The organism is Butyrivibrio proteoclasticus P6B7, assembly GCF_000622085.1.
GTDB classification, from domain to species: domain Bacteria; phylum Bacillota; class Clostridia; order Lachnospirales; family Lachnospiraceae; genus Butyrivibrio; species Butyrivibrio proteoclasticus_A.
In genome coordinates this window covers 307467-333409 of sequence record NZ_JHWL01000002.1, presented here as the reverse complement: position 1 = coordinate 333409, position 25943 = coordinate 307467, and the positions used below count along the sequence as shown (strand labels likewise).

19 protein-coding genes and 1 tRNA gene are annotated in these 25943 nt (G+C 40.4%); all 20 read left to right on the top strand.

The window, feature by feature from the left end; translation table 11 throughout:
* Positions 1-54 precede the first annotated feature (54 nt).
* The 20 genes from T541_RS0103095 (at position 55) to flgC (ending at position 25943) form a co-directional block, all read left to right on the top strand.
* Positions 55-1086 (top strand): hypothetical protein, encoded by a 1032-nt coding sequence (locus T541_RS0103095; RefSeq protein WP_026651310.1) that lies wholly within the window; start codon positions 55-57, stop codon positions 1084-1086.
* Positions 1087-1417: 331 nt separating this feature from the next.
* On the top strand, positions 1418-2203 hold the full coding sequence (locus tag T541_RS0103090) for a hypothetical protein (RefSeq protein ID WP_026651309.1): 786 nt from the start codon (positions 1418-1420) through the stop codon (positions 2201-2203).
* Positions 2204-3257: 1054 nt separating this feature from the next.
* Positions 3258-4337, top strand: coding sequence for a 3-phosphoserine/phosphohydroxythreonine transaminase (serC, locus tag T541_RS0103085; protein WP_026651308.1), 1080 nt, complete (start codon positions 3258-3260; stop codon positions 4335-4337).
* A 103-nt stretch (positions 4338-4440) separates the two neighbouring features.
* Complete coding sequence (locus T541_RS0103080; protein WP_026651307.1) at positions 4441-5610, top strand: phosphoglycerate dehydrogenase; 1170 nt, start codon at positions 4441-4443, stop codon at positions 5608-5610.
* Positions 5611-5692: 82 nt separating this feature from the next.
* Entirely contained in the window at positions 5693-6946 is a 1254-nt protein-coding gene (locus T541_RS0103075; protein WP_026651306.1) for a DUF1015 domain-containing protein, read from the top strand.
* A 124-nt stretch (positions 6947-7070) separates the two neighbouring features.
* Positions 7071-9599: a 1,4-alpha-glucan branching protein GlgB gene (glgB, locus tag T541_RS18645; protein WP_051538056.1), complete on the top strand. Its 2529-nt coding sequence runs from the start codon at positions 7071-7073 to the stop codon at positions 9597-9599.
* A 103-nt stretch (positions 9600-9702) separates the two neighbouring features.
* Positions 9703-9775: transfer RNA gene (locus T541_RS0103065), tRNA-Thr, on the top strand.
* A gap of 119 nt (positions 9776-9894) precedes the next feature.
* Positions 9895-10419, top strand: coding sequence for an adenine phosphoribosyltransferase (locus tag T541_RS21565; protein WP_026651305.1), 525 nt, complete (start codon positions 9895-9897; stop codon positions 10417-10419).
* A 3-nt stretch (positions 10420-10422) separates the two neighbouring features.
* A complete protein-coding gene (locus tag T541_RS0103055; RefSeq protein ID WP_026651304.1) occupies positions 10423-12705 on the top strand; it encodes a RelA/SpoT family protein in 2283 nt (760 codons plus the stop codon).
* Positions 12705-13364 carry an MBL fold metallo-hydrolase gene (locus T541_RS0103050; protein ID WP_026651303.1) on the top strand — a complete coding sequence of 220 codons (660 nt, stop codon included), beginning with the start codon at positions 12705-12707 and terminating at the stop codon, positions 13362-13364. Before T541_RS0103055 ends, T541_RS0103050 begins: the two co-directional genes overlap by 1 nt.
* A gap of 18 nt (positions 13365-13382) precedes the next feature.
* Positions 13383-14918 carry a coproporphyrinogen dehydrogenase HemZ gene (hemZ, locus tag T541_RS0103045; RefSeq protein ID WP_026651302.1) on the top strand — a complete coding sequence of 512 codons (1536 nt, stop codon included), beginning with the start codon at positions 13383-13385 and terminating at the stop codon, positions 14916-14918.
* A gap of 167 nt (positions 14919-15085) precedes the next feature.
* Positions 15086-16210, top strand: a complete 1125-nt coding sequence (locus tag T541_RS0103040; protein ID WP_026651301.1) for a DUF5692 family protein — start codon at positions 15086-15088, stop codon at positions 16208-16210.
* Position 16211: 1 nt separating this feature from the next.
* Positions 16212-16880, top strand: coding sequence for a hydrogenase nickel incorporation protein HypB (gene hypB, locus T541_RS0103035; protein ID WP_026651300.1), 669 nt, complete (start codon positions 16212-16214; stop codon positions 16878-16880).
* 124 nt (positions 16881-17004) lie between these two features.
* Positions 17005-17349, top strand: coding sequence for a hydrogenase maturation nickel metallochaperone HypA (locus tag T541_RS0103030; protein WP_026651299.1), 345 nt, complete (start codon positions 17005-17007; stop codon positions 17347-17349).
* A 135-nt stretch (positions 17350-17484) separates the two neighbouring features.
* The gene (locus T541_RS0103025; protein WP_242840745.1) at positions 17485-20247 is read left to right on the top strand and encodes an FAD-dependent oxidoreductase; all 2763 of its coding nucleotides are present in this window, start codon (positions 17485-17487) and stop codon (positions 20245-20247) included.
* A 245-nt stretch (positions 20248-20492) separates the two neighbouring features.
* A complete protein-coding gene (locus T541_RS0103020; protein ID WP_026651297.1) occupies positions 20493-21644 on the top strand; it encodes a GGDEF domain-containing protein in 1152 nt (383 codons plus the stop codon).
* 127 nt (positions 21645-21771) lie between these two features.
* The gene (gene topA / locus T541_RS0103015) at positions 21772-23871 is read left to right on the top strand and encodes a type I DNA topoisomerase (RefSeq protein ID WP_026651296.1); all 2100 of its coding nucleotides are present in this window, start codon (positions 21772-21774) and stop codon (positions 23869-23871) included.
* Positions 23872-24072: 201 nt separating this feature from the next.
* Positions 24073-24852 carry a GTP-sensing pleiotropic transcriptional regulator CodY gene (gene codY, locus T541_RS0103010; RefSeq protein ID WP_026651295.1) on the top strand — a complete coding sequence of 260 codons (780 nt, stop codon included), beginning with the start codon at positions 24073-24075 and terminating at the stop codon, positions 24850-24852.
* A 233-nt stretch (positions 24853-25085) separates the two neighbouring features.
* Entirely contained in the window at positions 25086-25478 is a 393-nt protein-coding gene (gene flgB, locus T541_RS0103005; RefSeq protein WP_026651294.1) for a flagellar basal body rod protein FlgB, read from the top strand.
* Between the two features lie 15 nt (positions 25479-25493).
* On the top strand, positions 25494-25943 hold the full coding sequence (flgC, locus tag T541_RS0103000) for a flagellar basal body rod protein FlgC (protein ID WP_026651293.1): 450 nt from the start codon (positions 25494-25496) through the stop codon (positions 25941-25943).

Genomic DNA, 25943 nt, shown 5'->3' with positions numbered 1-25943 from the left:
TTTATGAAAAAAGAAATTCTTCATTGGGACTAAATATAAAGTCGTGGGGGTTCTATGCTGGATTTTATTGGGCTAATCTTATCGCTTTCATTTATGGCTATTCCTTTGGCGGCCATATTCTTTTTGGTTAAATTCAAGAAAAACTGGATATTCTCTTTGGCTACAGTGGTGATAACAGCTGCGGCTGCTGGAATTGAAATTCTGTTTGCTTCTATGGCTTCTGATTTCCATACCGCGGCTTTTATTTTGCAGCTCTTTATGCCAATCATGCTGTTTAATGCTATAGCTCTTTTTATCATTGGAAACGTTGTGCTTCTGGCCATGAAGGGATTATTTACCAAAAGAAATCTAGGCATAATTGGAGTGGTAGTGGCTTCCATAATTGTAGTTGGTTGTGTGATTTCTTTTACCAAGGTAGCCATGGATAAGGGCGACTACAAGAATCTGCCTGATATAGCGGCTTACCAGACCTCTTATGATAAAGAGCCTATGTATGTTATCTGGGATAGTGCCAGGGACAAGACGATGTTGGTCGAAAAGGACTCTAAGCTTGAGATGCTGTTTTCTGGCATAAATCCGGCAAGTTCACACATGGATTATCGAGAGGTTTTTGCGGCTAACGGCTACGATGGCTTATGGGATACCAAGGTGTATTCCACAAAAGATCTTACTAAGGAATTTATAAGTACTGGCGGACAGGGCGATAAGCCCTACGGGAAGATTTTCTGTTATGACTTTTCGAAAAAAGAGCTTGAGCTTATTGTGGATGAAGGGCGAATCTATGACTTTGATGTTTCCTTCGATGAAAGCTATCTTGTATATTCTACCAGTGACAAGCTTGTGAAGTATGATATCGCAAGTAAGACTTCAACTGTAATTGCAGAGAATTATGATTCTACAAAGAATGCGCCGTCCTATATTAGATTGTCTAAGGATGGGCGATACATCATTTATGGGTATGGATATTCTGGGCTATTTAAGCTGGGACCGCTTAAAGTCTATGTTTATGATACTGAGACGAATAAGGTTTTGATTATTCCTATCAAGAAGTTAAGGAGTATTCGCGACCTGGATTTCTATGAATGATTGGTGTCTGATGTTATAATACAGAGGTTTGGAAAAAGAAATAAATTGTTCAGGAGAGATGTGAAATGTCTTTGCTTGAATGAAGGCGTAAACTACGCAGATATGATGGGATGATAAACCTTAAGGATTTGATTTGAATGGCAGTATGAGTTATTCATGCGTCTAGCTATATGCTAGACGTTTTCTTTATGCAATATTTCTTATTCTTGACATACTAATAATTTCAAATATAATTATAGAGTCTTCTAAGTAGTTTCTTAGAGAAATGCGATTCCATTTCGGAGATTCAGATCGCATATTTCATTTTTCTATTATTATCGGAGGAAGTTTTGTGCTTTTAGATGAACTAACGAGAGAGCTTCAGGACTTGGAGTCTGTCCTTATGGAAGCTGATAAAAATATTAAGTTTGCTCCGGAAGGGAGGCTTAGAATTAGCCACTCTAGTAAATGGCCTATCTACTATTGCAGGAAAAAGGATGGTTCAGAGGAATATATTGGCAAAGATAATACGGTACTAGCCCAGAACATAGCACAGAGATGCTATGCTGAGAAAATGAAAAAGCTACTCGAACCTAGAAAAAAGCTTATTTGCAGTCTTATCAATGAATTAAATACTAAGGATAAATGTCGGGTTTATCAAGGCTATAATGAGGCGAGAAAAAAGCTGGTGAATCCTTACTATATTTCTGACGAGGTATATGCAAAGAATTGGATATCGGAGCCTTATGAACAAAGCAAGGATCATGAGGAAAACTTGATTTTTAAAACAGCAAACGGAGAGAAGGTAAGATCTAAGTCTGAGGTTATAATTGCTGATTTTCTCTTGCGAAAAGGGATTCCTTACAAATATGAGTATCCTTTGTATTATAATTCCCATGAATGTTTTCATCCTGATTTTACGGTTCTTAATGTGAGAAGACGTAAGCAGATTTATATTGAGCATTTTGGCTTGATGGATTCTGAAGGATACAGGGATAGCTTCTTTTGGAAGCTAAAAATCTTCAATAAGCTTGGCATTGAACAAGGCGATAATCTGATCATGCTATTTGAAGATAAGGTTCATCAGTTTGATATTGGTGATTATGAAGATATGCTTATTAATGTGCTTACGAAGTGAGTTTAATATTGAGTAAGTTGTATTAGCAAGTTATTTTGATAATCCTATATTGGAACATTTGTAAAACAGGATGTGTTAATTAGCTGTATATGTTAACTAACACATCCTGTTTTGCTGGAACTGTGAATATGAGATGTGTGGTTTAAGGGGATGTTATGTTTGAATGCATCTCTTTCGTTGATACTTGTTGATTTAGGATGCGTGATTTGACTAATAATGTTATAAGAGCTCATCCTGAAATGCTTCTCAAGAAGAAAAGGGATGCGTAAATTGAACCAATGTATTAGGATAAATGATCCTAACACAAGTTATGTGTAGAAACGGGATGCGTTGAACACGATATCTAAAAGAAATAACGCATCCCAAATCCGCTGAATATATAAAACAAGATGTGTGATCAGTGCTTGGACTAATAATATAGTCATCCTGATTTTGTATGATCACATAAAAGGGATGTGTGCCAGAAACACAGCTTGGTTATAAGAGGTCATAAGCTGGGTTATAAGAGGCCATAAGCTGGGTCATAAGAGGTCATGAACTAGTCATAAGTGTCCACAAGCTGATAGTTACTCATCCTAAATACAAAAAATACTCATATTAAGATGCATGATTTTCCTATTATTATCAAATGAATTGAATAGATAAAGCAATAAACGATATAAATATGCTAATCCGTCAATAATTTTGAGTAACAACATTATTTATGTCACCACAAATTGAATTTGGAAATCAATTTGTGCCCAAAATACAAATGAATAAATCAAAAAATACATCAAAAATAATTAAAAATTCTTGAATGATTACATCAACACTTTATTTGATTAAATCGCACAAAGACTAGCTATATTCTATATCTAAACAAAACCCCAAAGCACAAATCTTAATAAAATAACACTAATTATGGAATAACATAATTGACAAAATAAAAATTCCGTTTAGAATAATTTTTAAAGATGTATTTGCTGGTTTAAATCAGTAAAGTGTTTCTTCTTTTTTTCGACAAATAATCAAAAAATAATTTTTGCTACTATAGCAACAACAGGAGGAGAAAGAAGTGTCTAGAGTCTACAATTTTTCAGCAGGTCCAGCAGTTTTACCAGAGGAAGTACTTAAACAGGCAGCGGCAGAAATGCTTGATTACAACGGATGTGGTATGTCCATCAACGAGATGAGCCACAGAAGTAAAACATTTGATAGCGTTATCCAAACTGCAGAGCAGGATATCAGAGATCTTATGAATATTCCTGACAACTACAAGGTCCTTTTCTTACAGGGTGGCGCAAGTCAGCAGTTTGCAGCAGTTCCACTTAACCTTATGAAGAACGGCAAGGCTGCTTACATTATCACAGGTCAGTGGGCTAAGAAGGCTTATCAGGAAGCTCAGAAGTACGGTGAGGCAATCGAGGTTGCATCAAGTGCTGATAAGACTTTCTCATATATTCCAGATTGTTCAGACCTTGCAATCCCTGAGGATGCAGATTACGTATACATCTGCGAGAACAACACAATCTACGGAACTAAGTTCAAGACTCTTCCTAACACAAAGGGACACATTCTTGTATCTGACGTTTCTTCCTGTTTCTTATCAGAGCCAGTTGATGTTACCAAGTACGGCGTAATCTACGGTGGTGTTCAGAAGAACGTAGGACCAGCAGGTCTTGTTATCAGCATCATTAGAGAGGACCTCATTACAGATGACGTTCCTTCTTACACACCAACAATGCTTAAGTGGAAGACACAGGCAGACAATGGTTCTTTATACAACACTCCTAACTGCTGGAGTATCTACATGTGTGGCCTTGTATTTAAGTGGCTTAAGGCTCAGGGCGGTCTTGAAGAGATGAAAAAGAGAAACGAAGAGAAGGCAGCTATTCTCTATGATTACCTTGATAAGAGCAACATGTTCAAGGGTACTGTTCGCAAGGAAGACCGTTCACTTATGAATGTTCCTTTCGTAACTGACTCAGAAGAGTTAAATGCTAAGTTCATAGCTGAGGCTACAAAGGCAGGCTTCGTAAGTCTTAAGGGACACAGAACTGTAGGTGGAATGAGAGCAAGTATCTACAATGCGATGCCTAAGGAAGGTGTAGCTAAGCTTGTTCAGTTCATGGAAGATTTCGAGAAAAATAATTGATCTAGATTAGAGCTGAAGTACTACATGTATTTTTAGTTGTTATCAATGCAGATTCTAGAATTAACAAATAGCTGATTATTGATATATTGGGAAGGAGACCACAATGTACAAGTACAAGTGCATGAATCCAATCGCTAAGATCGGACTTAATAATTTCACTGATGAGTATCAGGCAGTAGACAACGTTGACGACGCTGAGGGCATTCTTGTAAGAAGTGCCAACATGCTGGAGATGGAGTTCTCTGACAACCTTCTTGCTATCGCAAGAGCAGGCGCAGGAGTTAACAATATTCCTCTGGACAGATGCGCTGAGCAGGGAATCGTTGTTTTCAATACTCCTGGTGCTAATGCTAACGGTGTAAAAGAGATGGTTCTTGCAGCAATGCTCATCGCTTCAAGAGATATCATTGGTGGAACAGAGTGGGTTAAGGCTAACGCAGGTGATCCTGAGATTGCCAAGCTCACAGAGAAATCCAAAAAGAAATTTGCCGGAACCGAGATCTTTGGTAAGAAGCTTGGTATCATCGGCCTTGGAGCTATCGGTGTAAGAGTTGCCAACGCTGCTCGTCAGCTTGGTATGGACGTTTACGGATATGACCCATATCTTTCAATCGACGCTGCATGGAGACTTTCTTCAGACGTTAAGCACGTAACCAACGTAGATGACATCTATTCAAAGTGCGACATCATCACAATTCATGTTCCAGCCCTTGATTCTACAAAGGGCATGATCGATGCTGAGGCCATCGCTAAGATGAAGAGAGGCGTTATCATCATCAACCTTGCAAGAGATATTCTTTGCAATGAGGCTGATGTTCTTGCAGGTATCAACTCAGGCAAGATCCGCAAATATGTAACTGACTTCCCAAATCCAGTTGTTGCAGGCCACGACGGATGTATCGTAATCCCTCACCTTGGTGCTTCAACAGAGGAATCAGAAGATAACTGCGCAGTTAAGGCTGTTCTTGAACTTAAGGACTTCCTTGAAAACGGAAACATCAATAATTCCGTTAACTTCCCTAACTGCGACATGGGCGTATGCATAAATCCTCGTATTGCCATCTATCACAAGAATGTTGCCAACATGATTTCTCAGTTTACTGCAGTGCTCGGCGAAGCTGGCATCAATATTTCTGATATGGCTAATAAGTCTCGCGGCGACTACGCATACACAATGATTGACGTTGAGGATAAGATCACAGACGCTTTGGTTAAGAAGCTTAACAAGATTGACGGCGTAATCAGAGTTCGTGTGGTAAAGAAAGAGTTATAATATAAGACAAACAAAACTGATGATTCATCTGGCTTTCCGGATGAATCATCTTGTTTAATTCTAGAACTACTTGGAGGCTACAATGGCAGAAATTAGGCCCTTTAGGGCATTTAGACCAACACCAGAGAAGGCATCAACTGTCGCATCCCTTCCCTATGACGTATTTAACAGAGCAGAAGCCTATGATAGAGTAAAAGAGAACCCAGAATCCTTCCTTGCTATAGACAGACCAGAGACCCAGTTCCCGGCTGACTTCGATATGTATTCTCAGGAAGCTTACGACAAGGCTCACGACATGCTCTGGGATCAAATTGAAAAGGGTGTTTTTATTCAGGACGAAAAGCCTTGCTTTTACATCTACGAGCAGACCATGAACGGCCGCGTCCAGACAGGCATCGTTGCCTGTGCTTCAATTGACGACTATCTTAACAACGTTATCAAAAAGCACGAGAACACAAGAGAAGACAAGGAACAGGATAGAATCAATCACGTTTACACCTGCCAGGCCCAGACTGGTCCTATTTTCCTTTGCTATAGAGAGAATCGCCTTCTTTCAGAGCTTGTAGATAGGGTAAAAGAGCTGGACCAGCCAGTGTACGACTTTACAGATGAGGAAGGCGTAAGATCCAGAGTCTTCGTTATTGAAGATCTTGAAGAGACTGAGACGATCAGCAGAATCTTCACATCTATCAAAGATATTTACATCGCTGACGGCCATCATAGATGCGCTTCAGCAGTTAAGGTGGGACTTAAGCTTCGTGAGGAGAACCAGGGCAAGGTCCGCGGCAAACTTAAGAGTGACTTCTTTTTGTCAGTTCTTTTCCCGGATTCTGAGCTCATGATCATGGACTATAACAGAGTGGTAAAAGATCTAAATGGTTTAACCACCGATGAATTCCTAGATAAACTCTCTGAAAAGTTTGATGTGAAAGATGAAGCAGATAAAGTAAAACCATCACAGAAGGGCGAATATGGCTTGTTCCTGGAAGATAAATGGTACAGACTGTCTGCAAAGCCTGAAATTCTTAAGGATGATGCAGTTGAAGGCCTTGATGTATCTATCCTGCAGAATGAAGTTCTTTCTCCAATCCTTGGAATCGGCGATCCAAGAACAGATAAGAGAATTGATTTTGTTGGCGGAATCAGAGGTCTTCAGGAGCTTGAGGACAGATGCCACAAGGATATGAAGCTGGCTTTTTCAATGTATCCAACTTCAATAGGCGAGCTCTTTAGAGTTGCGGATGAGGAGAAGCTCATGCCTCCTAAATCCACATGGTTTGAGCCTAAGCTTCTTAGCGGATTGTTCATTCACGATATTCGCGGAACGATTTCATGATAATAAATGGCGCAATGTATTAAGAATTATGGTAGAATAAGGTGTGGATTTGCGTAAACGACGTAGTTTTACAGCAATCACATTTCTATTTTTCCATAATTCTTTTTCTTTGGAGGGGAACAAAGTGAATAATAAGCTTTATAAGATGATGAACTGGCCTGAAATTGAAGAGATTATATATTCTGATGGCGATAATCCTCACAGAATTCTGGGGGCACATAAGGTGGGGAATAATTGTCTTATTCAGGCGTTTTATCCAGACGCAGAATCTGTAAAGGTTTTCGTTGATAATACTAAAAAAGAGTACGAGATGGAGCTTGCTGACGAGGCTGGATTCTACGCTATCATTGTTCCTTATCAGGAAAAACTCAAATACAAATTTATAATAAATGATGCAAAGGGACAGGAGACCACAGTTGAGGATCCTTATGCCTTTGGACCATTGATGGATAGAGAGGATTTCATTAAGTTTGGAAATGGAATCCATTATCACATTTATGAAAAGCTGGGCGCACACCCTATGACCCGCGACGGCGTTGAAGGTACTACCTTTGCTGTTTGGGCTCCAAGCGCTGCAAGAGTGAGCGTTATCGGAGACTTTAATAACTGGGATGGCAGGATCTGTCAGATGCACAGACTTGACCCTATCGGCGTTTTCGAGATCTTTGTTCCAGGTGCTAAGGAAAATGACGGCTACCAGTTTGAAATTAAGACCAGAAGCGGTATCGTCCTTAAAAGACCTGATCCATTTGCCGTAGAGTCAAAGGGTGAGAATGGCATTATTTCTGTTATCAAGAGCCCTAAGTCCATTAGATGGACAGATGATAAGTGGCTTAAAGACAGAAGAAAGTTTGACAAGGACGAAGCTCCTTTATCAATCTGCGAGATTTCTCTTGAGGCCTTTGCTGACAGACATGATAAGAAGAGCACGATTGAGGATGTGACAGAGGATATCCTTGAGTACGTTCACAATCATGGCTTTGATACAATTCAGCTCATGCCTATAATGAAACATCTTCCAGGACATTTTTATCATATTCTTGATTTCTTTGCCCTTGATGAATCCAATGGAACACCAGAGGATTTCATGAAGTTTGTTAATACAATGCATGACAACAATATCAGAGTAATCCTTGACTGGGTTCCAACGTTCTTCCCTAAGGCTTCCTGTGGTCTTAGCGACTTTGATGGACGCACTCTCTTTGAGTACGAGGATCCACGAATCGGAATCCATCCTAAGTCAGGAGATCTGATCTTTGATTATGGAAGAAAAGAGGTTACTAACTTCCTTATTTCTAATGCTCTATACTGGATTGAGACTTTCCATATCGATGGTCTTAGAACATCAGATATTTCAAGGATTCTTTACCTTGACTATGATAGAAAGCCTGGCGAGTGGATGCCTAACATCTATGGTGGAAATGAGAACCTGGAGGCTCTTGAGTTCCTTAAGCAGCTCACCAGTGTTATTCACAAGGACAATCCAGGTGTTATCCTCATCACTAAGGAAACAGCCTGCTGGCCAATGGTTACAGGCCCTGTAGATGATGGCGGCCTAGGATTTGACTATAAGTGGAACAACGGTTGGACCAGAGACTTCCTTTCATATATGCAGAATGACCCTCTGTTTAGATCCGGTCACCACGACGAGGTTACTTTTAGCATTATCTATAGCTACACAGAGCGCTTCATTCTTGGCTTTACACACGAAGAGCTTGAAAAGGGCCTTGAAGGACTATATTATCTGATGCCTGGTGATTCCTCCCAGAAGATGGGTAACCTTCGCCTTGCCATCTCTTATATGATGGTGCATCCAGGCCGCAAGCACCTTTACATGGAGCCTGACGCTCTAACAATTGACCAGTCAGTATTTGTTGAGAACATGCTCAAGACTCTCAACGATATTTATAATAATCATCCGGCACTTCATCAGCTTGACAGCGTAGATACCGGATTTGAGTGGATTAACGATCTTGCTTCCGACCAGTGCATGATCTCTTTTGCAAGAAAGAGTGAGAATAACGACGAAGTACTCCTTGTGGTTGCCAACATGGCAGGAGTAGAAAGAGAATATGAAATCGGCGTTCCTGCTGATGGCAGATATACAGAGATTTTTAACTCTGATGACTTAAGCTTTGGCGGATCTGGCGTCCTTAACGAAGGCAGAATGGAAGCTAAGAGAAAGCTTGTTGATGGAAGAGATTATTCTATCAGCATTAAGATTGCTCCTGTTTCCCTTGCTATCTTTAGCTACACTCCTTATTCTGAGCAGGAGAAAAAGATCCGTGCCATTAAGGAAGAGGAAGAGATAAGGAAGGAAAAGGAAAGGGAAGAAAAGCTTGCAGAGCTTCGTGAGAAGCAGAGCCGCGAGGAAGAGGAGCTGTTAAAAGAGCTAAAGCTTAAATATGAAAAAGAGCTTCAGGCGCAGGAGCAGGCTATCAACGAAAAGTATGAGAAGATCGAGGAAGACAGGATCTTTAACATAATTTCTTCTGAGGCAGTTAAGAGTATTAGCGGTAAGAAGTCATCTACAGCTAAGAAGACTACTACAACAAAGAAAGCGACCACTACCAAGAAGGCTTCAACTACAAAGAAGACTACTACAGCTAAGAAGACCTCTACAACCAAGAAGAGCAATTCTTCTAAGAAGTAAGTTCTTTTACCAGAGTATTATCAGACAGGGCACGCAAAATAAAGTGTGCCCTGTCTTTATTCCTCTTGATAAAAGCATTTTAGAATTGTATAATCAAATTCGTGCTGGAATGGCGCAGTTGGTAGCGCAACTGATTCGTAATCAGTAGGTCGTGGGTTCAAGTCCCATTTCCAGCTCTTTTTCTGAGAATTCCTTAACTGGAATTCTTTCTTTTTTGCTCTGTTCTACATTTTTTCACATTGTTGTGCTATAATTATATGTTGAAGTATTGTTTATTTTAAGAGAGGACAAATTAATGAAAGATCTCAAAGATTATGTAAGAACCATTCCTAATTTCCCAGAAGAAGGAATCATGTTTAGGGATATCACAACAGTACTGCAGGATCCAGAGGGATTCAAGCTTGCAATCGACAAGATGCAGGAACTTGTAGCTGATCTTGATTTTGATGTAGTGCTTGGTGCTGAGTCCAGAGGATTCATCTTCAGTGCACCTATTGCTTACAATAGAGGAAAGGGCCTTGTACCAGTTCGTAAGAAGGGTAAGCTTCCTTGCGAGACAGTTGAGGTTGAGTATGACCTTGAATATGGCAAGGCTGTTGTAGAACTTCACAAGGATTCAATTAAGCCTGGACAGAAGGTTCTTCTTGTAGATGACCTTATGGCTACAGGTGGAACAATTGAGGCTATGGTTAAGCTTGTAGAGATGCTTGGCGGAGAAGTAGCTGGTATCCTTGTACTTATGGAACTTAAGGGCCTTAACGGTCGTGAAAGACTTTCTAAGTATAGACTTGACGCAGCTATTAGCTATGAAGGGAAGTAATTAATGGCGCAGAATTTCGACGATGGAAAAATTGAAGCCATTGAGGAGTTTCAGTCGCCGGATAAGCTTTATGAGGGTCTTATTGAACGTGTGAGGAAGTATCACCCTTCTGATGATATATCCCTTATTGAAAAGGCTTATCAGGAAGCTTTTGAAGCTCACAAGGGGCAGTCTCGCAAATCAGGTGAACCGTATATCATTCACCCTCTTTGCGTGGCCATAATTCTTGCTGACTTGGAAATGGATAAAGAGACCATAGCAGCAGGGCTTCTTCATGATGTCGTTGAAGATACAATCCTTACCAAAGAAGAAATCGAGAATGATTTCGGAAGTGATGTAGCTCTTTTGGTAGATGGTGTTACCAAGTTGACAGCACTTCAGCTTTCTACTGATCAGACTAATAAGACACAGGAACAGATTGATATGCAGGCTCAGAACCTGCGTAAGATGTTCCTTGCCATGGCAAAGGATATCAGAGTTATCCTTATTAAATTGGCCGATAGACTTCATAATATGAGGACTTTGGGCCATATGCCTCCTGAGAAGCAATCAAGAATTGCCCAGGAGACTTTGGATATCTATTCTCCAATCGCTGGAAGATTAGGTATCAGCAGGATCAAGGTTGAACTTGATGACCTTTCACTTAAGTACCTTAAGCCTGATATTTACTATGATCTGGTTGATAAGGTTGCAGTTCGTAAGAGTGAAAGAGAGAAGTATGTAGAGGATATCTGTATCAAAGTGAGAGAAGCCATTGAAGCAGCTGGCATTGTAGGCGATGTCAATGGTCGTGTTAAGCACTTCTTCAGTATTTATAAGAAGATGCGCAACCAGAACAAGACTTTGGATCAGATCTATGATCTGTTCGCTATCAGAATCATAGTAGCAACTGTTAAGGATTGTTATGCGGCTCTTGGTGTAATCCACGAGATGTACAAGCCTATTCCAGGCAGATTCAAGGATTACATTGCGATGCCTAAGCCTAATATGTATCAGTCTCTTCACACAACACTGATCGGACAGACAGGCCAGCCTTTTGAGATTCAGATCAGAACCTATGACATGCATAGGGCTGCTGAATACGGTATCGCTGCCCATTGGAAGTACAAAGAAACCTCTGATGGCAAGAAGGCTGAACAGGGAGAGGAAGAGAAGCTTATCTGGCTTCGTCAGATTCTTGAATGGCAACAGGACATGTCAGATAACCAGGAGTTCATGAATCTTCTTAAGAGCGATCTTAATCTTTTCTCAGAAGATGTCTACTGCTTTACTCCAACCGGTGAAGTTAAGAACTTACCTGCAGGCTCAACACCTATCGACTTTGCTTACAGCGTTCATTCTGCTGTAGGTAACAAGATGATAGGAGCTAAGGTAAATGGTAAGCTCGTACCAATAGATTATAAGATTCAGAATGGTGACCGAATTGAGGTAATCACCAGCCAGAATTCAAGAGGTCCTAGTAGAGACTGGCTTGCAATTGCCAAGTCCACATCTACTAAGAACAAGATCAATCAGTGGTTCAGGAATGAGCTTAAGGAAGAGAATATCGCTAAAGGCCGCGAACTTCTTATAGAATACTGTAAGAGTAAGGGTATAGATCTTTTCTCAATTTCCAAGCCTGAATTCCAGAATATCGTAATCAAGAAATACGGATTCCACGATTGGAACGCTGTTCTTGCAGCTGTTGGTCATGGCGGACTTAAGGAAGGCCAGATCATCAACAAGATGCTTGAGCTTAATGACAAAGAGCATAAGCGCAACATCACTGATGAAGAGGTTCTTGCAGCTGTTGCTGAATCCAACATTACACCTCAGGTTTCAGGTTCTGATAACGCTATTATCGTTAAGGGCGTTCACGATGTGGCAGTTAGATTCTCTAAGTGCTGTAATCCTGTGCCAGGCGATGATATCTGTGGATTTGTTACTAGAGGACGTGGCGTTTCTATTCATAGAAGAGACTGTGTCAACGTTGTTAAGATGCAGGAAGAGGACAGAACAAGGCTTATTGAGGCCAGATGGCAGTCTGATTCACCTGCAAGTGGTGGTAAATACGCTGCTACAATTAAGATCTTCGCTAACAACAGAAGTGGACTTCTTGCTGATATTTCAAGAGCCCTTACTGAGAAGAACATCGATATCATCTCTATGAACACCAGAACAAGTAAGCAGGGCCTTGCTACCATGGAGACTTCGTTCCAGGTATCATCAAGGGATCAGCTTAGAGAGATTGTTGATAAGATTAGACAGATTGACAGCGTTATTGATATTGAAAGGACAACCGGTTAATGAGCGATAAGAGTGTTCAGGTCGGCGGAATGATTCTTGGAATGGTAGGAACTAACTGTTTCTACGTATTTGATGAGAATCGCGTTGATGAAGATGGCAAGGTTCATGTGATCTTTTTTGACCCGGCTGACAGAGGTAAGCTTATCTATGATAAATTAACTGAAAAGAATTTTGTGATTGATATAATCCTTTTAACCCATGGACATTTCGATCACATAGCGGGTGCCGAAGAGCTTAAAAAGCTTTCCGGCGCCAAATTGTATTGCCATGAAAAAGAGATGGCAATGCTAAGCGACCCTTATCTTAACCTAGGCGACTACTTTGGCTGCCGCGTTGGCAAGGTTAAGGCAGATGGCTATTATAGGGATGGTGACATTATTGAGGCTGCAGGCTTATCTTGTAAGCTGATTGCCACACCTGGCCACACATCTGGAGGATGTTGTTATTACTTTGAAGATGATGGTATTCTCATAAGCGGCGATACGCTTTTTGAGGAGTCAGTTGGAAGAACAGATTTTCCAACAAGCTCCACCAGCGAGCTTATGCGCTCTATCAAGGAGAGACTATTTGTTCTTCCTGATGATACAATTGTTTATCCGGGACATGGCGGAGTGACCACTATTGGTCACGAGAAGATTTATAACAGATATGTTATCTGATTTAGTAAAGGAAAAATAATGAGACAGATCTTTTTAAATGAAGACAGATATCAGTACGATATTCACTCGTTGTTCAAGGCCTTTTATCCTTCAGAGGATGTGAAGGTTACGATCACGGCTGATGGGGAGATCAGTACCGATCTAACTGACTACTACATTGTTAATTATAAATATCAGGATGATTCCAGATTGGAAGGCATCATCGAAATGAGTCTGATAAGGGGAGATGAGACAGCTCTTTTTCAGGCTCAATTTTGTGATAGCGAAGATGGCAAGAAGAATAGCGCTTCTACCAGTGGCGCTTCTGTGGACACCTGTAAGAATGCCCTTAAGAAGCTTATCTACCGCGCACTTTCCAAGGAAACAGGAAAAGACCTGCCTTGGGGCAATCTGACAGGTATTCGCCCTACAAGAATCGCCATGAATCTTGTTGATAAGGGCAAAAGCGATGAAGAAATATATGATTTCATGAAGAATACCTATTTTGTCAGCGATGAGAAGATTGATGTAAGTACCAGAATTGCAAGACATGAGAAGGAAATCCTTAAGAGCATAGACTATGAGAACGGCTATAGCTTATATCTTGGAATTCCTTTCTGTCCAACTACCTGTCTATATTGCTCTTTTACCTCTTATCCAATAGGAGCGTTCAAGAACATTGTAGATGACTACATTTCTTGTCTGGAAAAAGAGATTGATTATGTAGCCAGTGAATTTGCTGGAAAGACACTGGATACAGTCTATATTGGCGGCGGTACTCCTACAACTTTAGAGCCTCACCAGATGGAACGCCTTATTGGATATATGAATGAGAAGCTTGATATGTCTCATGTTAAGGAGTTTACTGTGGAGTCCGGAAGGCCAGATTCCATAACAAGGGATAAGCTTCGTACCATGAAGAAGATGGGTGTATCCAGAATCTCAGTTAACCCTCAGACCATGAAGGATGAGACCTTAAAGCTTATCGGAAGGCGCCATACAGTTGCGGAGTTCGTGGATTCTTATAAGATGGCCAGGGAAGAGGGCTTTGACAATATCAACATGGATATCATTCTTGGACTTCCTTTAGAGACCAGTAAGGACGTGGCTTATACTATGGAGCGGATTGCAGAGCTTGCTCCGGATGATCTGACAGTTCATTCCTTAGCAATTAAGCGTGGTTCAAGGCTTGCAGAGATCCTTCATGAAAAAGAGCTAAAGGGTGAGATCAGCTTAAAGGGAGCTGATGTTATAAATAATACTGAAGAAATGATGAGAATTGCCTCGGAAGGCGCTAAAAATATGGGTTTGGTGCCATATTATCTTTACAGGCAGAAAAACATCAGTGGAAACTTTGAGAACACCGGATATGCAAAACCTGATAAAGCAGGAATTTATAATATTTTAATCAATGAAGAAGTTCAGTCCATTATTGCCCTTGGAGCAGGTACTGTAACTAAGCGTGTATATGGCTACGATGGCCGTATAGAGCGTTGTGACAACGTTAAGGATGTCAAACTTTACATGGATCAGATTGACGAGATGATAGATAGAAAAAGACGCCTTTTCGAATAAAACTAAATCCCTGCGAAACCAGATGGAAACTGGTTTCCAAGACTTCCGTGCCCCACATTTACCAATAATTCTTGGGATATTTGTGTGAATTTGTGCAATATGCTATAATACATACAAAATATAAGGGATAACTATGCCTAGAGCATAGTTACAAAAGGAGGTTCTTTATGCTATTCCAACTTTATAGTGAACATGCTTCTATGCAGCTAATTGGTTGGGTTCTGGTATTCTGCGGTCTTATTCTTATGAACGAGATCGGTCGTAGGACTAAATGGGGTGGAATTCTTGTATTCGTTCTCATTCCTACAGCATTAACAGTTTATTTCATTCTTGCACATTTCCATGTATTTGATTTTGGTGGCAATCCTAATCCTACTGTGGCTTACATGGATGGATGGTTCCATTACTTTAAGCTTTATGCTGCTGATATCGGCTGCGTAGGCTTCATGATGATCAAGTACAAATGGGGCATTGGTAAAGAAAAATGGTTTAAGTGGTTCCCATGGGCTATCGTAGCAGCTAACATTGTTATTGCTATGGTATCTGATCTTGAGTCAGCTTGGGCTGCTTATTCAATCACAGGCAACCTTAAGGGTGCTTGGTGGGCATCTAACGAAGGTGTATTCCTTTATGGTGGATGGTGGAATGTTGTTAACGCCCTTGCAGGTCTCGTTAACATCTTCTGTATGACAGGATGTATCAATCTTTATTCTTCAAAGGACAAGAACCATGCTGATATGCTTTGGCCAGACATGACAGTTTGGTTCATTCTTGCATATGATGTTTGGAATTTTGAGTACACATACTTGAATCTTCCTACTCATTCATGGTATTGTGGTGTAGCACTTCTTCTTGCTCCTACATTTGCTAACGCATTTTGGAACAAGGGTGCATGGATTCAGAACCGTGCTAATACACTTGCAATCTGGTGTATGTTCGCACAGGTTGTTCCAGGATTCCAGCTTACAAGTAAGTTTGCAGCAGCTCTTCCTTCAGTTTATGGCGGAGCTACAGAGGGCGGCGTTACTACAGCTATGCTTTATGAGAAGGCTATCGCACTCTATAGTAACAGCCAAGGTAAGACAGCAGCTGCTAATGAAGCAATCGCTTCTCTTGGCATAACAGCTGATCCTAGAATGCAGGGATTTGTTGCTATTATGTCAATTGCAATCAACGTTATTTGTATAGCTGAGATCATCAAGAGAGCAGTTAAACTTGGAAAGAGTCCTTATTCTAACGATGTATTCGCAGATACTAAGGACCACAAATTAGCTATGGAGCGTGCAGAGTAAAATGGATAATGTAAGAGTAATTGAGGTTAAAAGAAGCATTTTTGAAAGTAATGATCAGGATGCTGACAAGTTAAGGAAGGAACTTAAGGACAGTAAGACGTTTTTACTTAATCTGATGTCATCTCCGGGATCAGGCAAGACAACCACACTTACTCGTACAATAGAACTTCTTAAAGATAAATATAGAATCGGAGTCATGGAAGCAGACATTGACTCTGATGTAGATGCTAAGACAATTGCAGCTACTGGCGTTAAATCAATTCAGCTTCATACAGGTGGTATGTGCCATCTTGATGCTGATATGACCAGACAGGGTATTAAAGAGCTTGATGTTTCTGATGTGGACTTCGCAGTCCTTGAGAATGTCGGCAATCTTGTTTGCCCAGCGGAATTTGATACTGGTAGTACCAAGAATGCAATGATTCTTTCAGTACCTGAGGGACATGATAAGCCTCTTAAGTACCCACTTATGTTCTCAATCTGCGATGTTGTTCTGATCAATAAGATGGACGTTGCGCCATACTTTGATTTTGATCTTGAAAAGTGTAAGGAATATATCCTTATGCGTAATCCAAAGGCCAAGATCATTCCTATCTGTGCTAAGACAGGTGAGGGAATGCAGGAATGGGCTGATTGGTTATCAGAACAAATTGAAGAGAGCATCAAGTAAATTGACTTAAAGTTTAAGGCCAGGCGATTATATGTAGTTTTTAACCGTCCTGGCCTTATTGTGACCTTATAGGGAACTATAATTTGTTTATTAGTTTTTAATAATATCAAGAAGGTTTTAATATATGCATGAATTAGGCGTAGTATTTCGCATCATTGACGATCTTACAGAAGTTGGCAAGGAAAATGAAATAGAAAAAATCCATTCTGTAACAATACAGCTTGGAGAAGTGTCTGGAGTTGTTCCTCATCTTTTAACAGATGCCTGGAAATGGGCTGCTGCCAGAACTGAGCTTATGAAAGACTCAGAACTGATAATAGAGACACTTCCAGCAGTATCTTACTGCGAAGACTGTAAATGCGAATACGAAACTGTAGCACATGGTAAGACCTGCCCTAATTGTGGCAGCGTACATACATATCTCTTAAAAGGCAACGAGTTTTTAATTAAAGAGATAGCGGCAACGTAAACATTTTAAAAGAAAGATGGTAGAGAGATGGATAAGAATCAATTTGATATGCACGATTTGAATACTCCGTATTCACTGGACCCAAATCGTAACAAACAGGATCCTAGAGCGGGTATCATACCGGACAGCGTGGATATGAATGCTCCTTTCCGTGAGCCACTGGCAAGATTTTCTAAGGCTGTAACGGATAGGAAGAACATCAAGCTTGGCATTGAAAAGATCACTAAGGAAAGCCCAGAGTACTGGGGCCTTTATAATCTTATCACTGATGAGCAGTGTGAGATTGCCCTTAAGCTTGAGAAACGTAAACCTAAGACATTTGAGCAGATTGCAGCTCTTTGTCCTGAGTATACTAAGGAAGAGCTTCAGAAACAGCTTGATGAGATGTCTTACAACGGCGTAATCGAGTGGAACTATGAGAATGAGAAGCATGAGAAGCAGTATGTGCTTCCTATGTACGTTCCTGGTTCAGCTGAGTTTGGTAACATGAACCACAAGGTTTTAGAGGAGCATCCAGAGGCAGGTGCATTCTTTGAGAGAATGAGCCGTATTCCTCTTGAAGGTCTTACACACATGGTTCCTATGGGCGGTGCAGGTGTTGGTATGCACGTTATTCCTGTAGAGAAGGCCATTGATATGAAGGGTGAGGCCATTAACCTTGAGAAGATTTCTTATTGGCTTGACTATTATGAAGGCAAATATGCAGCATCTCCATGTTCATGTCGTAGATCAAGAAAGACATTTGAACAGGGCTGTGCTGATGATCCAGAGGGCTGGTGTATCGCTATTGGTGATATGGCTGACTACGTTGTTGAGACACAGAAGGATGGTCGTTATATCACTAAGGAAGAGGCTCTTGAGATCTTTAAGCAGGCTGAAGATAACGGATTTGTACACCAGATCACTAACATTGATGGTGAGCACAAGATCTTCGCTATCTGTAACTGTAATGTAAATGTATGTTACGCACTTCGTACTTCACAGCTTTTCAATACTCCTAACATGTCACGTTCTGCATATGTTGCTCACGTTGATAAGGATAACTGTGTAGCTTGTGGACGATGCGTTGAGGTTTGTCCTTCAGGTGCTGCAACTCTTGGACAGAAGCTTTGTAAGAAGGATGGAAGTGAGGTTCTTTATCCTAAGATGCCTCTTCCTACTGAGAAGGCTTGGTCACAGGATATGTGGACTGAGGACTACCGTGATATTAACCGTATCAATACTCATAAGACTGGTACAGCTCCTTGTAAGACTGCCTGCCCAGCTCATATTCCTGTTCAGGGATATCTTAAGATGGCAGCTCAGGGCAGATATGAGGAAGCTCTTGCACTTATTAAGAAGTACAATCCACTTCCAGCTGTCTGCGGTTATGTATGTAACAGACGTTGTGAGGATGCATGTACAAGAGGAACAATCGATCAGGCTCTTGCTATCGATGAGGTTAAGAAGTTCGTAGCAGTTCGTGACCTTAAGGCAGAGACAAGATATATTCCTGAGAAGGTTATTCCTAAGATCGGTGGCGGCTTTGATGAGAAGGTTGCTATTATCGGTGCTGGCCCAGCTGGTATTTCTTGTGCTTATTACCTTGCTCTTAAGGGATATAAGCCTACATTGTTCGATAAGAACAAGAAACCAGGCGGAATGGTTACTTATGGTATTCCATCCTTTGTAATGGAAAAAGATGTAGTTGAAGCTGAGGTTGATGTTCTTAGAGAGCTTGGTGTAGATATTCGTCTTGGTGTAGAGGTTGGTAAGGATATTACCCTTAAACAGCTTCGTGAACAGGGATATAAGGCATTTTATATCGCTATTGGCTGTCAGGGTGGTCGTGGCGTAAATGTTCCTGGTGAGGACGCTGAAGGCGTTATCAAGGGCGTTGATATTCTTCATGCTGTAATTGATGATGAGAGCTACAAGCTTAACGGCGATACAGTTGTTATCGGTGGTGGTAACGTTGCTATCGACGTAAGCCGTACAGCTATTCGTTGCGGATCTCCTAAGGTTACACAGGTTTCTCTTGAGACTCGTGACATTATGCCAGCTCTTCCAGAAGAGATTGAGATTGCTGAATCTGAGGGTATTGAACTCAGAGGCGGCTGGGGCCCTAAGGAAATCCTTACAGAGAATGGTAAGGTTAAGGGAATTATCTTCAAGAAGTGTACTCAGGTTAAGGATGCTGATGGACGTTTCAATCCTCAGTATGATGAGAATGAGACCATGGAGATTGCTTGCTCTAATGTAATCCTTTCTGTTGGTCAGGCAACTATCTGGGGCGACCTTCTTAAGGATGATGCTGTTGAGTTTAAGGGACCAGCACCTGTAGCTGATAAGGTAACTTTCCAGACTACAGTACCTGATATCTTTGTTGGTGGAGATATGTTCTATGGCCCTAGATTTGCTATTGACGCTATTGCATGTGGTAGAGAAGGAGCAGAGTCTATTCACAGATTCGTACAGCCTCATTCTTCACTTACAATTGGCCGTGATCCTAACTTCTTCATCGAGCTTGATAAGGATGATATCCTTGTTAGAGATTATGATCATGTAGGTCGTCAGCAGCCTGGATTTAAGAATACTGACGGTAAGCTTACATTCCGTGATACTAAGCTTGTATTCACTGAGGAACAGGTTAAGAAGGAGACTTCACGTTGTCTTTCATGTGGTGCTTCAATCGTTGATCCTAATAAGTGCGTAGGATGTGGACTTTGCACAACACGTTGCGAATTCGACGCTATTAAGCTTACAAGGGATAACCCAGATGCTTCTACAATGAGAACAGCAGAAGAGAAGCTTAAATACATCCTTCCTAACGGTGCTAAGCAGTTCTTTAGCAGACCATTCGTTAAGAAGACTCCAAAGGAGACAGCTTGGCTTCCTAAGGAAGATGATAAGAAGTAATATTTACTTCATATTATTTCTTAATATAAACTAAGATTAATTAACGATAAATGCTAATTTAGTTTATACAAATTTTATAAATAAACCATAAAGTGGTCGAAAGGTTGATACCTTCTGGCCACTTTATTTTGTTAAAGCAAAACGACATATTGATATATTTTTTCGGATGTAGTAAAAATATTCCAAGGCATTTTTAATTGTTTGGGTAGGTTGATTTTTTACTAAAGATATGAAGGGGTGAGCGAATGGGGTTAATGTCAAATGGCGGACTGGTTCTGGATATCTACACATTTTTCTTGGCAATTTTGCTTCTGCTATTTCAAGAAAATGACAAAAAATCACAATCAAATATTGCATTCATAAAGCTGGTAACTTTGGTTGCTTTTCTGGTTGGAAGTTCTGCTCTTGGTGAACTGGGAAAGAGCCTTGGAGACAGTGGATTATGGCTGGCTAAATTTAGCTCATTTGTGGTTTTTGCCTTTGATCCATTTGGCTTTTTATTTACAATTAAATACATTGATTGCTATACAAATCAGATTGATAAACAAAAAAGAAGCTTATTTATGATTCCAATAACGATCTATGCGGGATTAAATCTTGCACTTGTAGCTATTTCATCAATTTTCGGGCTTAAATGGTTCTTTTACTACGAAGGCACAAGTTATTACAGAGGAAGCTTATACTTGCTCAGAGGCCTTTTACATGTGGCTATTTGCGTTCTTGTAATGCTTTATGTATTTCTTTTCAGAAGCCATATTATCAGCAGCTACAGACTTCCTATCATGATGTTCCCTTTTATCGTTGGTGTGGGCGGACTTTTACAGGTAACAGTATTTAATATCAATCTTGAATACGCAGCTACTGTATTTGCTTGCATGGTTCTTCTTATCTATGTGCAGAGAAGAGATATCAATATTGATTACCTTACTGGCATCACAAACAGGCGCGGAATTGATCTTGCTATGAAGAATGCCATCCATGATAGCAAGGACAAGGCCTTCTCAGCTGTAATGATCGACGTTGATTACTTTAAGTCCATCAATGATAAGTTCGGACACAAGGCAGGAGATGAGGTTCTTGAGTGTATCGCAGACGTACTTATCAATTCCTTTGATAAGGGCGATATCATTGGACGATTCGGAGGAGATGAATTCTGTATTATAACCAATATCAACGATAACAAAGAGCTTTCAAGAAGACTTGGGAATATCAAGGATTCCGTAGCTGGTATCGATTGGAGCAATAAGGGGAAAATGGATCTTTCCATCAGTACTGGCTTTGCTGTTTATGACAATAACAGTGGCATGAAGGTTAAGGATTTCCAGGAATATATCGATAAGCTCATGTATGAGGAAAAACTCAGACACCATTTGGAGGATAGGCGTCATATGGCTTGACAACTTAATCGTATAAGTATGTTAAAGCTAAATAGTCTGTATTTTAAGGGGTTGACGAAAACTTTAAAAATGTATATTAATAAGAAAGTGATGTTTAGAATAATTAAAATGAGGGGTTTGTTTGTAAATGGCAACAAGTAAAACTAAGAGTTCCAATTCACTTCTTATAGTGGAGTCACCTACTAAGGTCAAGGCTATTAAGAAATTCTTGGGTTCTGGCTACGAAGTAGCGGCTTCAAATGGTCATGTAAGAGACCTTCCACGCAGTAGCATGGGAGTTGATATCGAGCATGATTTCGAACCTAAGTACATAACAATTAGAGGAAAGGGAGATATTCTTGCACAGCTTCGTAAACAGGTTAAGAAGGCTGACAAAGTGTATCTCGCAACCGACCCGGATCGTGAGGGTGAGGCTATCAGCTGGCATCTTGTATCAGCACTTAAGCTTAACGAGGCTGATGCCAAAGTTCAGAGAGTTACATTTAATGAGATTACCAAGAACGCCGTAAAAGAGGCTATGAAGCATCCTAGAGATATCGATATGAATCTTGTTGATGCTCAGCAGGCTAGACGTGTTCTTGACAGAATGGTTGGTTACAGCATTTCTCCACTTCTCTGGAATAAGATCAAAAGAGGTCTCTCAGCTGGTCGAGTTCAGTCTGTAGCGCTTCGTATCATTGCAGACAGAGAGGAAGAGATCGATTCATTCATTCCAACAGAGTACTGGAGTCTTGATGTTAAGCTCCTTCCAGAAGGCGAGAAGAAGCCTCTTATCGCTCATTACTATGGTGTTGGTAATGATAAAAAAGAAATATCTTCTAAAGAAGAACTTGATAAGATCTGCGCTTCCCTTAAGGGTAAGAATTTCGTAGTATCTGATGTTAAGAAGGGCGAGAGAACCAAGAAGGCTCCACTTCCTTTCACAACATCAACACTTCAGCAGGAAGCTTCCAAGGCTCTTAACTTCTCAACACAGAAGACAATGAGAGTTGCTCAGCAGCTTTACGAAGGAATCGAGCTTGGTAAGCAGGGTACAGTTGGTCTTATTACATACCTTCGTACCGATTCTACAAGAGTATCAGATGAGGCTGTTGCTTCAGCTAACGAATATATTAAGAACAACTTTGGTGACAAGTATCTTGCAGAGGGCGCTAGCACTAAGAAGTCTGAGGGCAAGATTCAGGATGCTCACGAAGCTATCAGACCAACAGTTGTAGACAACACTCCTGTAGCTGTTAAAGAGTATCTTTCAAGAGATCAGTTTAGACTCTATCAGCTCATTTGGAGAAGATTCATGGCAAGCAGAATGGCTGCTGCCAAGTACGAGACAACATCAGTTAAGATCGATGCTGGTGAACACCGCTTTACAGTAGCTGCATCCAAGACAGTATTTGACGGTTTCCTTAATGTCTATACTGATGAAGATGACAAGGTTGAGAAGAATGAAATAACCAAGAAGCTTGATACAAATACTAAGCTTTCCTTTGACAGCTTTGATTTTGCACAGCACTTCACACAGCCAGCACCTCACTATACTGAGGCATCTTTGGTTCATGATCTTGAAGCATTGGGAATTGGCAGACCAAGTACATATGCGCCTACAATTTCTACAATCATGGCAAGACATTACATTACCAAAGAGAACAAATCTCTTTTTATAACAGAGCTTGGCCAGGCTGTTAACAAGATGATGAATGATGCATTCCCTCAGATTGTTGATGTTAACTTTACATCCAACATGGAAGCACTTCTCGATGGAATTGCTGAGGGTACAGTTAAATGGAAGACAGTAATTGAGAACTTCTATCCAGATCTTGATAAGGCAGTTAAGGATGCTGAGAAAGAGATGGAGAAGATTCAGGTTCAGGATGAAGTTACTGATGAGATCTGCGATGTTTGCGGAAGAAATATGGTAATTAAGTATGGTCCTCACGGTAAGTTCCTTGCTTGTCCTGGTTTCCCTGAGTGTAAGAACACTAAGCCTTACTTTGAGAAGATCGGTGTTTCCTGTCCTAAGTGTGGTAAGGATATCGTAATGAAGCGCACAAGAAAGGGTAGAATCTACTACGGATGTATCGGTAATCCAGAGTGTGACTTCATGACATGGCAGAAGCCTGTGGACAAGAAGTGTCCTAAGTGCGGAAGCATCATGTTATCTAAGAGTAACAAGCTTGCCTGCAGCAACCAGGAGTGCGGATTTGTCTGCGGCAAAGATGAACTCAAATAACTGAATAATTCAAAAATCAGAAGTTTGTTTTATATCATACAAATTTTCAGAATACTTTAGCTTTTTTTAATCATTGTAGGCGCTTTAAGGTTTGAAGCGCCTATTTTTTTATGATATGATACAAATAGCGTAGTGGAAATATAAACGCAAAAACGTTAATATTTTAGCTAATTGGGAAATAACATTTAAAGGAGATGAGCGATGAGTAGTGTTCAACTACTAGATAAAACCCGTAAGATTGGTAAATTGCTCCACACCAGTAATTCCGGCAAGGTTGTTTTTAATGATATTTGCCGAGTTTTATGTGATATCTTATCTTCAAATATGTTTGTTATCAGTAAGAAGGGAAAAGTCCTTGGCATTGGAGAAAGCCCTAATGTAGACTCTCTTAGCAGTCTCCTTGTTGATAATGTAGGCTCTTTTATCGACCCATTGCTTAATGAAAGACTACTTACAATTCTCTCAACAAAAGAGAATGTTAACCTTGCAACTCTTGGATTTGAGAGTATTGATACAAGCAAGTTCCAATGCATCATAACACCTATTGATATTGCTGGAGAGAGACTTGGTACTTTATTCATTTACAAGACAGATCAGCCTTACGATATTGATGACATTATCCTTTGCGAATATGGAACCACTGTTGTAGGACTTGAAATGCTAAGAGCTGTAACCGAAGAGAATGCCGAGGAGAGCAGAAAGCTTGCGGTTGTTAAATCAGCAATCGGAACCTTAAGCTTCTCAGAGATGCAGGCTATCATCCACATCTTCGATGAGCTGGATGGAATGGAAGGGGTTCTGGTGGCAAGTAAGATTGCCGACAGGGTTGGTATCACAAGAAGTGTTATCGTAAATGCCCTTCGTAAATTTGAAAGCGCAGGAGTAATCGAATCAAGATCTTCAGGAATGAAGGGAACATACATAAAAGTTACAAATGATGTTGTCTTTAGCGAAATCAAGAAGCTAAAGCAGGAAATCTAATCAGCCGATACTATATTAAACAAATTATTGTTAAACCGATATAGCATGGATGGACATTAGATAAGGGATTTATCTTAAATGATAAATCCCTTTTTGTGTAGATATTGTATTTTAAAAGCCTAGCTAACACAATATCAAGTATATTTCTCTTGTATTTTGCACAAAAAAATTTTATTATTAATAATAATAGCATTAATGTGTCCATCGTTTGTCCTTGATTTTAGGAGGTTCTGATGATAAATAGTAATGCCTTTGACTACATAAACGTACTAGATAAGGCCGCTGATGCATCCTGGATCCGCAACGAAGTTATCGCTAACAATATTGCCAATGTGGACACTCCTGGATATAAGAGACAGGATGTTAACTTTGAAGACGAGCTTGAAAGAGCCCTGGGTAATTCAAGATATAAATCTATGGATGCCAAGGTTGGATCTTTGAAGTACAAGAATTTAAAGCCCAGAGTCATCAATGATTATTCTAATTTTTCTTATAGAACAGATAAGAATAATGTTGATATAGACACAGAGAACGTTACACTTGCAGCTAACCAGCTCAAGTATCAGGGACTTATGGCTTCCATGAGAACAGAGTTTTCTAATCTGCAATCAGTTATGAAGTCCTGATGATGGAGGTTTTCTATGAGCATATTTGATTCTTTTAACATTAACTCTTCAGGAATGACAGCTCAGAGATTCAGAATGGATATTATCTCTGAGAATATTGCTAATACTAATACCACAAGAACGGCCGATGGAACACCTTATGTTCGTAAGGTTGTTACATTTACTGAGAAGGGGACTCAGACACCGTTTTCAAGGATACTTAATGAACGTCTTGATCATTATTCAGGACGAGGGGTGAAAGTTTCATCTGTAAGGGATGATACCTGGACACAGATGAACATCGTTTATGATCCTTCACATCCAGATGCGGATGCTAATGGATATGTAACCTATCCAAACGTCAATACAGTCACTGAGATGACCAACCTTATTGACGCCAGTAGGTCATATGAAGCTAATGCAACGGCTTTTAATGCCAGCAAGAACATTGCTACAAAGGGGCTTGAGCTAGGTAGCGGTGGCTGA

Excerpts from the sequence above, each read along its gene's own strand:
- flgC (WP_026651293.1), top strand. The coding sequence starts at position 25,494 with ATGAGCATATTTGATTCTTTTAACATTAACTCTTCAGGAATGACAGCT.
- T541_RS0103095 (WP_026651310.1), top strand. The coding sequence starts at position 55 with ATGCTGGATTTTATTGGGCTAATCTTATCGCTTTCATTTATGGCTATT.
- topA (WP_026651296.1), top strand. The coding sequence starts at position 21,772 with ATGGCAACAAGTAAAACTAAGAGTTCCAATTCACTTCTTATAGTGGAG.
- T541_RS0103040 (WP_026651301.1), top strand. The coding sequence starts at position 15,086 with ATGCTATTCCAACTTTATAGTGAACATGCTTCTATGCAGCTAATTGGT.
- T541_RS0103020 (WP_026651297.1), top strand. The coding sequence starts at position 20,493 with ATGGGGTTAATGTCAAATGGCGGACTGGTTCTGGATATCTACACATTT.
- hypB (WP_026651300.1), top strand. The coding sequence starts at position 16,212 with ATGGATAATGTAAGAGTAATTGAGGTTAAAAGAAGCATTTTTGAAAGT.
- T541_RS0103025 (WP_242840745.1), top strand. The coding sequence starts at position 17,485 with ATGAATGCTCCTTTCCGTGAGCCACTGGCAAGATTTTCTAAGGCTGTA.
- T541_RS0103050 (WP_026651303.1), top strand. The coding sequence starts at position 12,705 with ATGAGCGATAAGAGTGTTCAGGTCGGCGGAATGATTCTTGGAATGGTA.
- T541_RS0103030 (WP_026651299.1), top strand. The coding sequence starts at position 17,005 with ATGCATGAATTAGGCGTAGTATTTCGCATCATTGACGATCTTACAGAA.
- T541_RS21565 (WP_026651305.1), top strand. The coding sequence starts at position 9,895 with ATGAAAGATCTCAAAGATTATGTAAGAACCATTCCTAATTTCCCAGAA.
- T541_RS0103055 (WP_026651304.1), top strand. The coding sequence starts at position 10,423 with ATGGCGCAGAATTTCGACGATGGAAAAATTGAAGCCATTGAGGAGTTT.
- T541_RS0103075 (WP_026651306.1), top strand. The coding sequence starts at position 5,693 with ATGGCAGAAATTAGGCCCTTTAGGGCATTTAGACCAACACCAGAGAAG.
- T541_RS0103080 (WP_026651307.1), top strand. The coding sequence starts at position 4,441 with ATGTACAAGTACAAGTGCATGAATCCAATCGCTAAGATCGGACTTAAT.
- hemZ (WP_026651302.1), top strand. The coding sequence starts at position 13,383 with ATGAGACAGATCTTTTTAAATGAAGACAGATATCAGTACGATATTCAC.
- codY (WP_026651295.1), top strand. The coding sequence starts at position 24,073 with ATGAGTAGTGTTCAACTACTAGATAAAACCCGTAAGATTGGTAAATTG.
- flgB (WP_026651294.1), top strand. The coding sequence starts at position 25,086 with ATGATAAATAGTAATGCCTTTGACTACATAAACGTACTAGATAAGGCC.